Genomic DNA, 14,568 nt, shown 5'->3' on the forward strand with positions numbered 1-14,568 from the left:
AACGCACGTTTTAGGCGTGCGTTTTTGCACGATGTGATTTTTTGCACCTTTTTACCATTCATTCCTGCACCCGGTTTACCAGACAACCGTTTTCGTCCTTCCTCCTGATACAGTTTTTCTGCTTTTTCTACTTCTCCCCGTCTTCCCGCTCCATCTTCCGTTTCATTGAGAACCGGGTGACACCGAGCAGCGCCGCCGCCCGCGTCAGGTTATTGCCGGAAAGTTTCAACGCCTCCGACATATATCGTTTCTCCAGCGCCGCGACCTCCTGCTCGAGGTCGATCGGTCCTTTTTTCAGATCTTTCAGATAGATGCAGTCCCCGCTCTCCGGCCTTGCCTCCCGCTCGACCGGCGCCAGCTCCACGTGTTTTTCCAGGATATTTCCCTGGCTGAAGAGAAAACAGCGCTCAAAAATATTTTTAAGCTCCCTGACATTGCCCTTCCAGTCATACAAGAGCAGCTCCCGCATGAAATCCGGATCCACTTTTTCAATATTGCGGGCAAAGGCTTTATTATAATAGTCAAGGTAATAGTCACAGAGCACCGGGATATCCTCGCGCCGGTCACGAAGCGGCGGAATCTCGATCTGCATAACATTCAGCCGGTAGAACAGATCCTCCCGGAATTGCCCCGCCTTGATCGCCTCCTCGAGATTTCTGTTCGTCGCCGCAATGATCCGAACATCAACCGCCGTGTCCTCCAGCGCGCCGATCCGCTTAAATTTCCGGTCATCCAGGAAGGTCAGAAGTTTCGTCTGCATCGCCATCGGCAATTCGCCGATCTCGTCCAAAAAGACCGTACCGCCGTCCGCCAGCTCAATCAAGCCCTTTTTCGTCTTGAGCGCCCCCGCAAACGCGCCGCGCTCGTAGCCAAAGAGCTCGCTCTCCATCAGATTTTCCGGAATCGCACCGCAGTTAATGCGTACCATCAGGTTATCCTTGCGGGCGCTGTTCGCATGAATCTGCCGCGCCACAACCTCCTTGCCCGTTCCCGTCTCCCCGCGCAGGAGTACATTGACCGACAAATTTTCCCCAAGCACCTGAATAAGATGCCGGATCCGGGCAGCTGCCTCACTGACACCTAAAAACTGCGGCACATCGCCTTTCAGGAAGACGAGTGAATCCCGGTTGCGCTTCTGCTCCAGACACCGCTTGATCAGCATATCGATCTCATCCACATCAAACGGCTTTAAAATATAATCATATGCGCCGCGCTTCGTCGCCTCAACCGCCTGGGAGACGGAACCGTACGCCGTCATCATGATGACCTGCAGTTCCTCATCTGCATTTTTGAAATTGACAATCTCATCCATCCCGACACTGTTTTCGAGGAGATTGTCGAGAAGGAGCACCCCCGGATGATATTTCCTGACAAACTCCAGTCCTTCCTCAACGGTTGCGGCTGAATAGGCGTCATATCCCCGGTCCTTCAGTCCTTCCTCCAGTGTATAGCGAATCAGAAATTCATCGTCCACAATCAAAATTCGATCCATGTGCATCCTCCTCCCTGTTTCATAACATTATACCATGACCACTAAATTCGTGAAACACCTCATTAAGTGCTCAGGTATATGTTCTCACTAGACTCGAAAATACCTCGTCAAGTGTTCACATTATACCATTTTCCCCGGAAATTTTAAAACCACGTCTGTCCCTACCCCCGGCTTGCTCACGATCTCCATCGTTCCTCCATTTGACTCCACCAGGCGGCTCACGATTGAGAGCCCCAGCCCGGTTCCGTTGATGCTCTTTGTATAAAATGGTTCCAGCGCCTTGGAGACTTCTTCCTCCGTCATGCCTTTCCCGTTGTCCCGCACCGTCACAAGCACTTCTTTCTCCTGCGCGGCTGCCATGAGCTTGATCTGGCCCTCGCGGTCCGGTACCAGCGCCCTCAGGCTGTTGCTGATCAGGTTGTGAATGATCTGGCGAAACTCATTTTCATTGAGACACGCCCTCAGTCCCTCTTCTGCCTCCACAAAAAGCGATGCGCGGCGGCTGTCCGGTCCTTTCGCATAGATCATTCCGATCTCCTTTAAAACACCGGTCACAGAAATCTCCGTTTTCGGTGATTCACGCCGGATTGACAAAGTCAGAAGGTTCATGATCAGCGCCGTGACACGGTCGATCTCATGGATCATGCTGTCACAGAGCATTTTATCGCCGTCCTTGACCGTCCTGCCCTTTAAAAGCTGAATGCCGGAGCGGATGCCCGCGATCGGGTTCTTGATCTCATGCGCCAGCGTCGCTGCCATCCGGCTGGTATATTCCATTTTCGTGTAATTATCCATGTTTTTGAGCAGCCCCTCAAAGGTAACCGCCAGCTGTCCGATCTCGTCGTGGCGGCTGACCGCCTCAAACCGGTATTTCTGATAACTGCCCTTGTTTTCCTCGATTTCCTTACAGGTATGGCTCATCCGGCGGATGGGGCGCGTGATACTGTGGGAAATGAAAATGCTTGCCTGGCAGATGAGAATCAGCGACGCGATGGCGCCGACTACCAAATAGCTCTGCTGCTCTAAGATGCGTTCCCCGAATATTCTCTCATCCATCCGGTACTCCAGCCGCCAGCCAAATGGATTGTCCCCCTTGCTGACTGCCAGTACCGATGTGTTTTCCCAACGGGTTCCAGCCGTGATCTCCTCACCGTCACGATCCAGAATCCGAATCCGCCCGCGCTCAAAATTCCGGTATTTTTCCGCGATCTCCTCCTCCGGCAGACGCTTTTCCAGAAAATGCAGATCGCGGTTTACATCCTCAAACAGCGTATCCGCCAGCTCCAGCTCGCTGTTTTTCTGCATCGTGTAGCCATTATAATAGGAAATCACGCTGAAACTTCCGATGACAAGGATTCCCACCAGAACAAAGGGAATCATGACCTCATTTTCAATCTGGAAAAACCAATTTGAAAGACGTTTCAGCCATTTATTCATCGCTCGTTTTCGCCTCCTTCTCGCTGTTGTCTGACAGCTTCATGTTTCCAAATGCCCGCCTTTAGCAAGCACGTTTTTTCCATATACTCTCCAGCACCGGGGCAAGGACAAAAACCAGGGTCGAACACAGCGTCACCGGAAATCCCCAGTAAACCGGCAGCTCGCGTGGCTGAAGCAGCACCGTCCCGGTTACCCCTGTCACAAATGCCGCCCATGCGCCCGTCCTCGTTGCCCGCTTATAATAAAGCGTGCCGTAGAGAAGTGGCGTCAGAATTGCTGAAAACAATCCCCAGATATCCGCGCCGAAAAACAGGCTGTTGGACGGTGGATTTAAGGAGAGCAGAAGCGCCAGCGTTCCGCCGAGAAAGATAAAGAGCTGCGTCAGCCCCAGGATACGGTCCTCTGTTTTCTTCCATTTTCCATACTGCGCCGCCACATCGTAGGACATCATCGAGCCAATCAGAAGCAGCTGCGAGTTCGCCGTCGACATGCACGCGCCGATCACGCTGATTAAGAAAAATCCGCTGAACCGCGATCGGAGCAAATAATTAATTGCGTAGACAAAAATATCGTCTGATCCGAAGTAATAGGACAGATAAGGAAACAGGATCCGAAGCCCCAGACCGATCTGAGTCAGGCAGAAATAAAAAAATGTCAAGAACACCAGCGAACAGATCAGGACTTTCCGCGCCGTCTCACGGCTCTTTGCCGCCACAATCCGGATCAGATACTGTGGGTTCGCTGCCAGCCCCATACCCCAGCCAAAAAACATCGTGAGGTACATGGTAAGGCTGTAATCTTTCATCAGATTTCCAAAACTGTCCGTCCCGCTGCCCGCCGCATTTCGGCTAAACACCTCCGCGTTTGTCAAAAATCCGCTTCCCTCTATTCCTCCGACCACGACAAAATAGACAACCACTATACTGATCGTGAGCATGATAAGGTTTCCGCCATCCGTCTTGGTAACCGAATTGAATCCTCCAAAGGTAGAATACAGAATAAACAGATAAACCAAAAAAATTGCAACTTTATAATCAATATTTAAAAGCGTCGCCGCCGCAATTCCAAATCCCTTTATCTGGATCACCAGATAAAAAACGTAACCGCCCGAGAGCAGCAGCGCACAGCAGGTCCGCAGAAAGCGGGAATGGTAGCGCTCCCCGATAAACTGCGGGATCGTGAGCATGTCGCAGTCATAGATACGACCGCTGATGAGATACAGCAGCCCCGCGCCGATGAACCACGGGATAACCGTCACAGCGATCACGGAGGTTCCATTTTCAAAAACATTGCCCGTGTATCCCAGAATGGTCGCAGCGGACACCCAGGTCCCGACGAAGGTGGAAAACAGCCGCCAGAACCCGCATTTCCGTTCTCCGATAAAAAATTTCCCTATCGAATCGCTCTCACCGAACGATGATTTTCCTATAATCAGGATAATCAGCGAATAGACGCTGAAACAGACCAGATAATCAAATGTTCTACTCATGCTCACCGATGTTCACCCTCGTAGACGGCTTCCAGCCAGCCTTCTTCCGTCTCCGGCTGCCGTCTCAGCCGGTAATATCCGCAGATGCTCCCCTCTTCTCCAAACGTATCCCGCACAAACACCCGTTTCGCGCCGTTTCGGTATGCCTGATGGATCACGCGGCGCAGCACGCCGTCAAGCTCTTCCGGCTCACAGCGCTCGATCGTGAGGTATGCAAGCCCTTTCTCCGGGACATTTCTCTGATCGAGCACATAGTGCCAGTGCTTATTTTCGCCCTCCAGGTACGGTGCCAGCTCTTTTTCATACTCCAGGCTTACGAGCGTCAGCCCGCGTGCTGGGATCGTAGGACCTGCTGCCGCTCGGTTTTTCTCCTCCAGAATCTCCTCCATCTTCTCCGGCGGGTAAACGCCCATGCCGATCTTAACCAGCGTCCCGGCGATGATGCGGACCATGTTGTAGAGAAAGCCGCTGCCGCTGATCCGGATAGTAATAAGGTCATTTACCTTGGTGATATCTAAGCTGTAGATGGTCCGCACCGTCTCCTCCGCCTGGGTCCGCACCGTACAAAAGCTCTTGAAATCGTGCTCACCGATGAGATAGGATGCCGCTTTCTGCATTTTCTCTAAATCCAGATTGAAATAGCAGAAATAGCTGTATAAGCGCTGCAGCGGCATATCGATCTTGCGGTTTAAAATCTTGTATTCATAGGTTTTCACACAGTTTGCCTTGCGTGGATGGAAGGTAAGGGGTACCTCCTCCGATGCCTGGATCCGCACATCGTCCGGCAGACGCTGGTTGAGTGCAAAGCAGATCTTATCCCCCGGAATCCGGCTCTCGGTATCGAAAACTGCCACATTTCCCATCGCATGGACACCCGAATCCGTCCGGCTCGCCCCGATGACCTGGATATCCTCTTTTAAAAGAGAAGAAAGTGCCTGGTTCAGCACCTCCTCAATGGTCACTCCGTTGGGTTGAAGCTGCCACCCGCAGTAGGCGGTTCCGTCATAAGAAACCACTAGCTTAATTCGTCTCATATATATTCCTCTATTTCTATATTTATCCTCAAAAATCTATTTTCTGCTATTTATCATACCATATAATCCCCTTTTTTTGACAGATATTTTTTTATTGACCGTCTTTTCCTATGCAAAAAGCACCTTTGGATCCTTTCATCCAAAGATGCTTTTTTCTTAGCATTCGCCATATGCTACCAGCGGTTCTCCCTCACTTACCCCCAGTGACAAGGTATAGTAAAAGACCATGCCGTCAAGCTCTGATTCATAACGATACATCAGGCTGCCGTCAAGCCGCCGGATTTCTCCCAGTAAATCTCCTTTTTTCAGGCAGCTTCCTTCCCGGATAGCCGGATACCAGAATCCATTTCCCGGTGCCTCCAGATAGCGCATGATCCGAATCTCCCTTTGCTCTATTTTCCCGGATGGAAGTACCTCTGATTCCGGGGAGCTTTCTGAATCTTTTAAATTCATTCCTTTGACTGATTCCAGAATACTTTCTGGCAAAATATCCAGATGAACCAGCAGTTCATACAGGTTTATCCGATATGCATCCACCTCCCGTTCTGTCCAACGTCCCAGTCCGCCCCGTTCTAGTAGAAGAGCCGGGATTCCTTTCTGCGCTGCCCAGCTGTACAGACCATTTTTCGCCGTTGATGCCACTCTCCACGACAAAGACATCGCTCTTGCCGCTGCAGCCGCCTTTTTTTCTACCGTCTCGCCTGCTGCCACCGGAAAAAAGGCAAACGGAACTACCATCTCGTGAATATCTCCACTATGGAGATCCACGAGGAAGTCCGCATCTGGATACAGATACGTTTCCACAGCTGCTGCTATCTTCGCTGACCGGCTTCCCATTTCCGTTCCCGGAAATGCCCGATTTAAATTGACACCATCCTCCGGTACCAGCTGCTTGATTTCCTTATAAAATCCACCTTCATTAGCAATCGGAAGAAATACAACCTCTCCCTTCATCTGCCTCGGATCCAGTTCCTGAATCAGACGGGAAACTGCCAGAATTCCTATGTACTCACAGCCATGTACCCCCGCTGTAACAATCAACCGTTTTCCCGGTCTTGAACCACAGAAAGCCGCCGCTTTCAGGCTGCATTCCTCATCCACCGGAATTTTCAGCCACTGCTTCGTGCCTGCCTCCACCTTCGTTTCATATATTTTCATGTTCTATTTCCTGTTCTGAGAACTTTTCTGCTCCTTTTACTCAATTCCATCTAAACGATCGCCTGCAGCAGCCTGCGCGCATATTCATCCGTTGTCTTTCCCAGCTCCCGGACCGGACGGCATTCTGTGATATGTCCGCGGTATAAAAACAGCACCTCATCGCACAGATAGGTAACCGACGTCAAATCATGCGTAATAAATACATACGTCAGATTCAGTTTCTCCTTTAAATCTATAAGCAGATCCATAACCTGCACCTGCGTATGTGCATCCAAAGATGAAATCGCCTCATCGAACAGAATTATCTCCGGTTCGCAGGCTACCGCCCGGGCAATGCAGACTCGCTGGAGCTGACCGCCGGACAATTCATGGGGATATCGATCCAGAAAATCTGAACTTAGTCCCACCATCTCCATCAGCTCTCCGGCACCTTTTTTTATTTTCTCTCTTGAAAGCTTCCGGATTCCCTTTTTACGTGCTGCTGCCCGCTGTCCCTCCGCCAGAATATCCCGTATACGGAAACGCGGGTTCGCCGAGGTTGTATAATCCTGAAAAACAATACTGATTTTCTTCTGCAGATTCTTTCTCCCCTGACGGTTTCGATAAATCTCCTCCCCATCCAGAAGCACCTGCCCGGAATCCGGTTTTAAAAGTCCGCAAAGGACACGTCCAACCGTCGATTTTCCGCTTCCAGTTTCTCCTAAGATCCCCAGGCAGCTTCCCTTTTCCACCTGCAAAGATACGTCAAACAGCACCTGGTCCCTGGAGGTTCCAAACAATTTATCCTGACGCTCACTCCGGAAGCTGACACATATATCTTTTAATTCAAGCATAATTCCTCCTGATTATCCAGGCAAAGCCGGTAGCGCTCCATGACCGAGCGCCGTGTCTCTGCAAGCATCCGTGTATACGGATCCTTTGCATGCCTTAAGATATGTTCAAAATCGCCCTGTTCGACCAGTTTTCCTCCATTCATCACGACGATCTCGTCCGCAATCTTCGAAACCGCCCCCAAATCATGGGAGATAAATATCATCGCCGTATGACTTTCTTCCTTGATCCGCTGAAATTCCTTCAAAATTTCAGCCTGGGTGATGGCATCGATTGCCGTTGTCGGTTCATCTGCCACCAGAAGTGCCGGCTTCATCGCCAGTGCCAGCCCAATCATGATTCTCTGAAGCATTCCTCCGGAAAGCTGGTGTGGATACTGCCCCAGCACTTCCTCCGGATTATGAATTCTCATTTTTTCCAATACTTCCAGGGAAATCTCCCGGATCTTTGCCCGATCCCAATCTGTATGGGCTGCAAAGGTCTCGGCCATCTGGCTTCCAATCCGGTAAAGTGGATCAAAGCAGGTCATCGGATTCTGGAGAACCATGCCTATCTTCTGCCCACGCAGCCGCCGCAGTTCATCCCGTCCTGCCCGGCATAGATCCTTTCCCTCAAACCATGCCTGTCCTTCTATCCGGAACTGGCGGTCCAGAAGTCCCAGAATTGCTTTTACCGTCATGCTTTTTCCGCTTCCGGATTCTCCCAGAATACCCAGGCACTGCCCCGGCTCTACCTCAAAGCTTACATTCTCGACCAATTTTTTCTGTTTATTTCTGATTTTCAGTTCTACATTCAGTCCATCCACCCGCAGAATCGGCTGCACCCGCTCATGATTCAGGCTCATTTCTGCACCTCCTTCGGATCCAGCACATCCCGCAGGGCATCTCCCATCAGGTTAAACGCTGCTACCAGAATTACCACCGCAATTCCCGGAACCAGCATCTGTACCGGATTGCTGGTGAGGACATTCTTCGCCTCGCTCAGCATCGCTCCCCATTCCGGTGTCGGTGCCTGTACACCCAGTCCCAGAAATGAGAGGGTTGAAATATTGATAATCGCCCATCCGACATCCAGAGAGGATAAAACTGCCAGATCTGCCGCAATTGACGGTACAAGATGGCGAAATAATATAAAAGATTCTGGTGTTCCTATACATCGTGAAAAGCGCACAAAGTTCCGGTCACGATACTGCATAACACCTGTCCGGATCATCCGCGCATACCAGGCCCATTTAATAAACACATTGGCCAGAATTACATTCTGCACGCTGATTCCCAACAGGGCTACCACTGCAAACACCATGATCTGGCTCGGAAATGAAAGCATTACATCGACTGTGCGCATGATCACCTCTTCCACGATCCCGCGGAAATAACCTGCCAAAAGTCCCATCAACGCTCCCAGGCCAATCGTTCCAAGCATGGTCAGGACTGCCAGCCCCAGCGTCGGACGGATTCCATAAATCATTCTCGACAAAATACACCGTCCCAGATTATCGGTACCAAGTGGATACTGCTGGCTGAATCCGGCAAATTTATTTAAAATATCCGTTGCATACGGATCATTCGGTGCGATAAACGGTGCAAAGATCCCTATGAGCGCCACGATAAGCACCAGACCAATCGTTCCAACGGCCGCCCGGTTTCGAATCAATCGTCCTACCATCAATGACTCTCCTTTCTAAGACGCGGATCTGAAATTGTCTGAAGAATATCAAATAATAAATTAAATCCGACAAATAGTACTCCGATCAATAGCACATACGTCTGGATCACCGGATAATCCCGGTTAAAAATCGAGCTGATACAGAGTGTCCCAAGCCCCGGCCAGGCAAATACATTCTCAACGACGATCGTTCCGGAAATCAGCTGCGGTATGCTCATTCCGATCGCTACAATACAAGTATGCATCGAATTTTTCAAAATGTGTTTAAGAAGAATCTGCCGGTTTGGAATGCCTCTCACATTGGCATAGAGAACATAATCCTGTTTCATGTTTTCCAACATATTATTGCGGATCAGGCGGATATACGTCGATATATAACTCAATGATACCGTAAACGATGGCAGAATCAGGTGTTTAAAGCTCCCGCTTCCGCTCGTTGGAAGCAGATCCAGCTTGATCGAAACCAGCCAGATCAGAAGAAGCCCTACCCAGTATGCAGGCATCGCCGTTGTCATAAAAACAATCGCCCGCATGATGCGGTCAAACACACCATCCTTATAAACGGCACAGAGCACTCCAATCGGAATGCTCAGTACCAGAACCATCACAAACGATACACCCGCAAGCTGCAGAGTCGCCGGAAGACAGCGCATCAGTTCGCCCGCAACTGTACGGCTCGGATTGACGTAACTGATTCCAAAATCTCCCCTCAGACAGTCAGCCAGCCAGGAAATATATCGTATCAGATATGGTTTGTCCAATCCAAGTTCCGCCCTTACCTGTGCCACCGCCTCTTCTGTAATAATCGGTACCTGGCGGATGCGCAGTGCCACCTCCGCCGGATCGGATGGTATCAGGTTAATAAACACAAAACACACAAACGAAATGATAATAAGAAGCGGAATTGCCGACAGGATTCGTTTTATGATATATTGTTTCATTTATTTTTCCTTTATTTCTTCTCTCCAAAATAGAAATCAGCGAACGGAACCTCATACTGAGTCTGCGTAAAATGGAAGCCCTGCAGATCCGAACGGTAGATTGCCTTATTGCACTCATAAGTAAGCGGAATATAGACCGCATCCTCATGCAGACGGGTCAGCACAAATGTATACAGCTCCTGACGGCGCTCTTCATCCGTGGAAACCAGGATCTCTGTAATCGCATCATCGATATCTGCCTTATCTTCCAGTCCCTGCTGTGCCGCAAAATCTCCATAAACCGGAGCGCGCATCGCCGCCAGGGAGGACTGCGGGTCATACGGAGTTCCCCAGCAGATATTAAATACCATGTCAAAGTTTCCAGCCTTCATACTATCACGGTAAGACTGTTCTTCCTCTCCATGAATGTTCAGGGAGACACCCAGCTTCTGGTATTCGCTCTGGAGGTACTCCGCAATCGCTTTTTCCGTCACACTATCGCTGTTATAAAGCAGCTCCAGTTCCATTTTCTGGCCGTCTTTTTCACGTACGCCGTCTCCAGCCAACGTCCAGCCTGCTTCCTCCAGCATCTTCGTTGCTTCTTCCACATCATACTCATATGGGGTCAGATTGATATCGCAGTAAGGAACGGTAGATGCAAACAGTGTATCCGCCGGCTGTTCCAGACCATAAAAAATACCTTCTGAAATCGCTGCTTTGTTTGTCGCATGCTGAAGTGCCTTACGCACTTCCTTCTCATCCAGAATATCACGGGTTGTATTCAGTACAATCTGCCGGGTCGAGGTCGGATCCGATAACGCAACCGTAAAATTGTCATTTCCCGTATACTGGTTAATTGCATCCGCATCAATCATATTTTTACCGAAAATCAGATCAATTTCCCCTTTTTCCAGTGCCATGATACGCGTCTGATTATCCGGTATTACTTTTACCGTAATCTTTTTGATGGACGGCTGCTCCCCCCAATAGTTTTCGTTTGCTTCAAATACTGCATACTCATCTGTCACAAAATCGGTCAGGACATATGGACCTGTTCCAATGTATTCGTTTACGCCATCCTTTGTGCTTCCGTCCTTCATCGCCTTCGGAGAAATCATTGCAAACGGACGGGTAACTCCCAACTCTGTCAGCAGAGGATAGTACGGCTCCGACAGTTCGATCACAAAGGTTTTATCATCCGGAGCCGAAACCCCAACCAGAAGATTCATCATTTCCAGCCAGGTGTGACGATCTTTGTTTTCAATGATTGCATCAAAGTTTGCCTTGATCGCGTTGGCGTCACACACCTCTCCGTCCGAAAATTTCACTCCATCACGGATGTGGAACGTGTAGGTCTTTCCATCTTCACTGATATCCCAGCTCTCTGCCAGGCAGCCCTCATACCCATTTTCTGTAATATTGACTAAGGTCTCGTAGAGCATTTCCTGTGCATACATTTCACCTGCATACAGATGTGGATTCAGATCACGGATATCCCGGTAATTAACAAATACCAGTTCATCCTTCGTGCTCTCTGCCGATGCACTCTGCTCTGATTTTGTCCCTTCTGTACTGTTTGAAGCGTTTCCGCCACATCCAGCCAAGACAGCCACGGAAAGAACACCAGCTGCCGCTATGAGTCTTTTACTTTTTTTCATATATGTCCTCCTGTTATGCCTGACGCAGGTTTGAAAGCCTGCATCTCTTTTATCTACTTTGTTAAAACAATTCGTTTTTACCGGCAGATAAAAGGATAACATAGTTACGCACAACTAACCACTATCGTTTTACAGGGGGATTGCTATAACGATTTGTTATATCTAAACAATTAAAGCATTTTTTTGAAATGTTCTAAAAACCACGCTGCCTCCGCACTCAGCTTTTCTTCATTCTGGTAAATATATCCGATTACCAGAAATGGTTCACTATTCCGGATCTTCAGATTACGGATTGGATATTGTTTATAATCCTCATATAAAAAATCAATTCCCAGGCTGCAGATATCGCTCTGCATCAGGAGATTCATTGTCATATGATCGCTATTGGTATGTACAACCGTATTCAGCATATCCGTACTGATCGCTCCCAGGCTCACATGGTTTAAATGATGCTCCATTGAGAAAAAATCCCGGATTCCGCTGACGAATTTTAACTGCGGAAGCTCGGTAAAATCGATACTCTCATCCTCATAACGCGGATGATTTGGTCCCACATAAACACAGGCAGGTTTGACATCCAGTTCCTGAAAAGACAATTTTTTGTGGGACAAAATATGCCGGAATGCCGGAACCTGTTTCTGTGCTACATACACAATCCCCAACTCCGAAATTCCCTGGGATACCTGATCACTAATCTCCTCCACACTGCCTTCCCGGTGGGAAATCTGGCACTCGCAGCCATATTTCTTATAAAAATCTGTCAGAAGCCTCGCAATCATGTTGCTCGGGTAGGTAGAAACGGTAAATTTCCGTTCCTGCGTATCTTCTGCCAGCGAGTTAATAAGACTCACATGATTTAAAATATTGTGTGCATACTCCCGGACCGTTTCTCCATATGGGGTAACCCTGAGCCCTCTGCTTGTCCGCTCAAATAACGCACGCCCCAGCTCCTGTTCCAGCATCCCGATCACCTTGCTGACATTCGGTTGGGATGTGTATAGGCATTCTGCTGCCTGATTAAAACTACCTTTTTCACAGGCAACCATAAAATATTCAAGCTGTTTTAATTCCATTGAAGTCCTCCTTCTGTTGTTCTCCATTCCACCTTATGTTAGCTGTAACTAACCAAAATACAAAAATCAAGAGGCACACAGCTTGCACAGCCTATGCACCTCTCTTTCGGTTCCAAAAGTGCCTACCCGCGGACAGTAACCCCTTTTTCGCTAAAAAACGATCCGCAGTACAATCACAATTCCCAGATAAGCCAGAAGAATCAAGTAGGTAATCCGGTCTCTCCTCTCATAATGCAGCGGCTTCATCTTCGTGCGCCCACTTCCGCCCCGGTAGCAGCGCGCCTCCATCGCCATCGCCAGATCCGTCGCGCGGCGGAACGCCGATACGAAAAGTGGCACCAGAATCGGGATCATGCTCTTTGCCCGCTGTACGAGATTGCCAGATTCAAAATCAGCGCCTCTCGCCATCTGTGCCTTCATGATCTTATCCGTCTCCTCAATCAGGATCGGGATAAAACGCAGCGCGATCGACATCATCATCGAGATCTCATGCACCGGCACATGGAGACGGTTCAAGCATCCCAGACTCCGCTCCAAGCCGTCCGTGAGCTGGTTCGGGGTCGTCGTCAGCGTCATGACAGAGGAACCAATCACCAGATACATCAGGCGCAGACCCATGAAAACTGCCAGCCGCAAGCCCTCATGCGTCACTTTTAAGAATCCTATCTGAAAAATCACCCGTCCATTTGTCAGAAACAGGTTAAAGCTGATACTGATAAGTAACAGGAACACGATCGCCTTGAGTCCCCGCACGATAAACTTAAATGGTACGCGTGAGGCGCGGACCGCCATCGCCAGAAATACGGTCGCTGCCGCATAGCAGAGCAGGTTATCCGCGAAAAATAATGAAATAATGTAGATCAGCGTTCCAAACAGCTTGGTACGCGGATCCAGCCGGTGAACCACTGATTCGACCGGATAATACTGTCCGATTGTGATATCCCGTATCATTGTTTCTCCCTCCGCTTGTTATACAGCGCCAGAATCGCCTCCCGCGCCTCTTCTACCGTCGTGATCGCGTCGTCGATCGGAATCCCGCGCTCCCGAAGTTCCTGCACCACATAAGTGATCTGCGGCGCGGCAAGACCGATCGCCTCTAACTCCTTGTAATGGCGGAATACCTCCTTCGGCGTATCGTCAAACATCTTCACGCCGTCGTTCATGACCATGATGCGGTCCACGTAGCGCGCCATGTCCTCCATGCTGTGGGAAACCACCAAAATCGTCAGCCCATGCTCCCGGTTCAGGCGCTCAATCTGACCTAAAATCTCATCGCGCCCCTGCGGATCGAGTCCCGCCGTCGGCTCGTCGAGGATCATCATCTCCGGACGCATCGCCAGTACACCCGCGATCGCGACGCGGCGTTTCTGTCCGCCGGAAAGTTCAAACGGGGACTGCTTATAAAATTTTTCATCCATGCCGACCAGCTTTAAGGCATGGCGGGCACGTTTTTCCACCTCTTCCTGCGGAAGTCCCAGATTTTTCGGTCCGAAACAGACGTCCGTAAAAATATCTGCCTCAAAGAGCTGGTACTCCGGATACTGGAACACCAGCCCCACTTTACTCCGCAGATCCTTTAATTTATAACCCTGGCTGTAAATGCTGACACCCTGATACTTAATGTCGCCGCTGGTCGGCTTGATCAGACCGTTTAAATGCTGGATCAGGGTTGATTTTCCCGATCCGGTATGACCAATCAGACCGACAAATTCGCCGTCCTGAATTTCAAAACTTACGTGCTTTAATGCCTGGCGCTCTAACGCCGTGCCCTCGCCGTAGGTGTAGCACAAATCTTCTACCTGTATTGCCAT

At 49.6% G+C, this 14,568-nt stretch carries 13 protein-coding genes; all 13 read right to left on the reverse strand.

Features of this window, described 5'->3' with window-relative positions; genetic code table 11:
* Window positions 1-127 precede the first annotated feature (127 nt).
* Window positions 128-1,492, reverse strand: coding sequence for a sigma-54 dependent transcriptional regulator (locus DW931_RS08810; RefSeq protein WP_107000771.1), 1,365 nt, complete (start codon window positions 1,490-1,492; stop codon window positions 128-130).
* A 120-nt stretch (window positions 1,493-1,612) separates the two neighbouring features.
* The gene (locus DW931_RS08815) at window positions 1,613-2,929 is read right to left on the reverse strand and encodes a HAMP domain-containing sensor histidine kinase (RefSeq protein ID WP_118481849.1); all 1,317 of its coding nucleotides are present in this window, start codon (window positions 2,927-2,929) and stop codon (window positions 1,613-1,615) included.
* Between the two features lie 61 nt (window positions 2,930-2,990).
* Window positions 2,991-4,418, reverse strand: coding sequence for a sodium:solute symporter family protein (locus DW931_RS08820; RefSeq protein ID WP_118293461.1), 1,428 nt, complete (start codon window positions 4,416-4,418; stop codon window positions 2,991-2,993).
* Window positions 4,419-4,420: 2 nt separating this feature from the next.
* The gene (truA, locus tag DW931_RS08825) at window positions 4,421-5,452 is read right to left on the reverse strand and encodes a tRNA pseudouridine(38-40) synthase TruA (RefSeq protein WP_107000774.1); all 1,032 of its coding nucleotides are present in this window, start codon (window positions 5,450-5,452) and stop codon (window positions 4,421-4,423) included.
* A 156-nt stretch (window positions 5,453-5,608) separates the two neighbouring features.
* The gene (locus DW931_RS08830) at window positions 5,609-6,610 is read right to left on the reverse strand and encodes a succinylglutamate desuccinylase/aspartoacylase family protein (RefSeq protein ID WP_118481850.1); all 1,002 of its coding nucleotides are present in this window, start codon (window positions 6,608-6,610) and stop codon (window positions 5,609-5,611) included.
* Between the two features lie 50 nt (window positions 6,611-6,660).
* Window positions 6,661-7,443, reverse strand: coding sequence for a dipeptide/oligopeptide/nickel ABC transporter ATP-binding protein (locus DW931_RS08835; RefSeq protein ID WP_118481851.1), 783 nt, complete (start codon window positions 7,441-7,443; stop codon window positions 6,661-6,663).
* Window positions 7,431-8,285 (reverse strand): ABC transporter ATP-binding protein, encoded by an 855-nt coding sequence (locus DW931_RS08840; RefSeq protein ID WP_107000777.1) that lies wholly within the window; start codon window positions 8,283-8,285, stop codon window positions 7,431-7,433. The genes DW931_RS08835 and DW931_RS08840 overlap by 13 nt, the downstream gene beginning before the upstream one ends.
* Entirely contained in the window at window positions 8,282-9,106 is an 825-nt protein-coding gene (opp1C, locus tag DW931_RS08845; protein WP_107000778.1) for a nickel/cobalt ABC transporter permease, read from the reverse strand. The genes DW931_RS08840 and opp1C overlap by 4 nt, the downstream gene beginning before the upstream one ends.
* Window positions 9,106-10,047: a nickel/cobalt ABC transporter permease gene (gene opp1B / locus DW931_RS08850; protein ID WP_117796486.1), complete on the reverse strand. Its 942-nt coding sequence runs from the start codon at window positions 10,045-10,047 to the stop codon at window positions 9,106-9,108. The genes opp1C and opp1B overlap by 1 nt, the downstream gene beginning before the upstream one ends.
* 11 nt (window positions 10,048-10,058) lie before the next feature.
* A complete protein-coding gene (nikA, locus tag DW931_RS08855) occupies window positions 10,059-11,684 on the reverse strand; it encodes a nickel ABC transporter substrate-binding protein (RefSeq protein WP_118481853.1) in 1,626 nt (541 codons plus the stop codon).
* A gap of 170 nt (window positions 11,685-11,854) precedes the next feature.
* Window positions 11,855-12,757 carry a LysR family transcriptional regulator gene (locus DW931_RS08860; protein WP_107000780.1) on the reverse strand — a complete coding sequence of 301 codons (903 nt, stop codon included), beginning with the start codon at window positions 12,755-12,757 and terminating at the stop codon, window positions 11,855-11,857.
* A 150-nt stretch (window positions 12,758-12,907) separates the two neighbouring features.
* A complete protein-coding gene (locus DW931_RS08865; RefSeq protein ID WP_118481854.1) occupies window positions 12,908-13,708 on the reverse strand; it encodes an energy-coupling factor transporter transmembrane component T in 801 nt (266 codons plus the stop codon).
* Window positions 13,705-14,568: an energy-coupling factor transporter ATPase gene (locus tag DW931_RS08870; protein ID WP_118481855.1), complete on the reverse strand. Its 864-nt coding sequence runs from the start codon at window positions 14,566-14,568 to the stop codon at window positions 13,705-13,707. The genes DW931_RS08865 and DW931_RS08870 overlap by 4 nt, the downstream gene beginning before the upstream one ends.

The sequence above is a fragment of the Clostridium sp. AM43-3BH genome (genome assembly GCF_003479985.1).
In the GTDB taxonomy this organism is placed as follows: domain Bacteria; phylum Bacillota; class Clostridia; order Lachnospirales; family Lachnospiraceae; genus Otoolea; species Otoolea fessa.

Coding starts and splice junctions, on each gene's coding strand:
- DW931_RS08810 (WP_107000771.1), bottom strand. CDS start 1,492: ATGGATCGAATTTTGATTGTGGACGATGAATTTCTGATTCGCTATACA.
- DW931_RS08815 (WP_118481849.1), bottom strand. CDS start 2,929: ATGAATAAATGGCTGAAACGTCTTTCAAATTGGTTTTTCCAGATTGAA.
- DW931_RS08820 (WP_118293461.1), bottom strand. CDS start 4,418: ATGAGTAGAACATTTGATTATCTGGTCTGTTTCAGCGTCTATTCGCTG.
- truA (WP_107000774.1), bottom strand. CDS start 5,452: ATGAGACGAATTAAGCTAGTGGTTTCTTATGACGGAACCGCCTACTGC.
- DW931_RS08830 (WP_118481850.1), bottom strand. CDS start 6,610: ATGAAAATATATGAAACGAAGGTGGAGGCAGGCACGAAGCAGTGGCTG.
- DW931_RS08835 (WP_118481851.1), bottom strand. CDS start 7,443: ATGCTTGAATTAAAAGATATATGTGTCAGCTTCCGGAGTGAGCGTCAG.
- DW931_RS08840 (WP_107000777.1), bottom strand. CDS start 8,285: ATGAGCCTGAATCATGAGCGGGTGCAGCCGATTCTGCGGGTGGATGGA.
- opp1C (WP_107000778.1), bottom strand. CDS start 9,106: ATGGTAGGACGATTGATTCGAAACCGGGCGGCCGTTGGAACGATTGGT.
- opp1B (WP_117796486.1), bottom strand. CDS start 10,047: ATGAAACAATATATCATAAAACGAATCCTGTCGGCAATTCCGCTTCTT.
- nikA (WP_118481853.1), bottom strand. CDS start 11,684: ATGAAAAAAAGTAAAAGACTCATAGCGGCAGCTGGTGTTCTTTCCGTG.
- DW931_RS08860 (WP_107000780.1), bottom strand. CDS start 12,757: ATGGAATTAAAACAGCTTGAATATTTTATGGTTGCCTGTGAAAAAGGT.
- DW931_RS08865 (WP_118481854.1), bottom strand. CDS start 13,708: ATGATACGGGATATCACAATCGGACAGTATTATCCGGTCGAATCAGTG.
- DW931_RS08870 (WP_118481855.1), bottom strand. CDS start 14,568: ATGGCAATACAGGTAGAAGATTTGTGCTACACCTACGGCGAGGGCACG.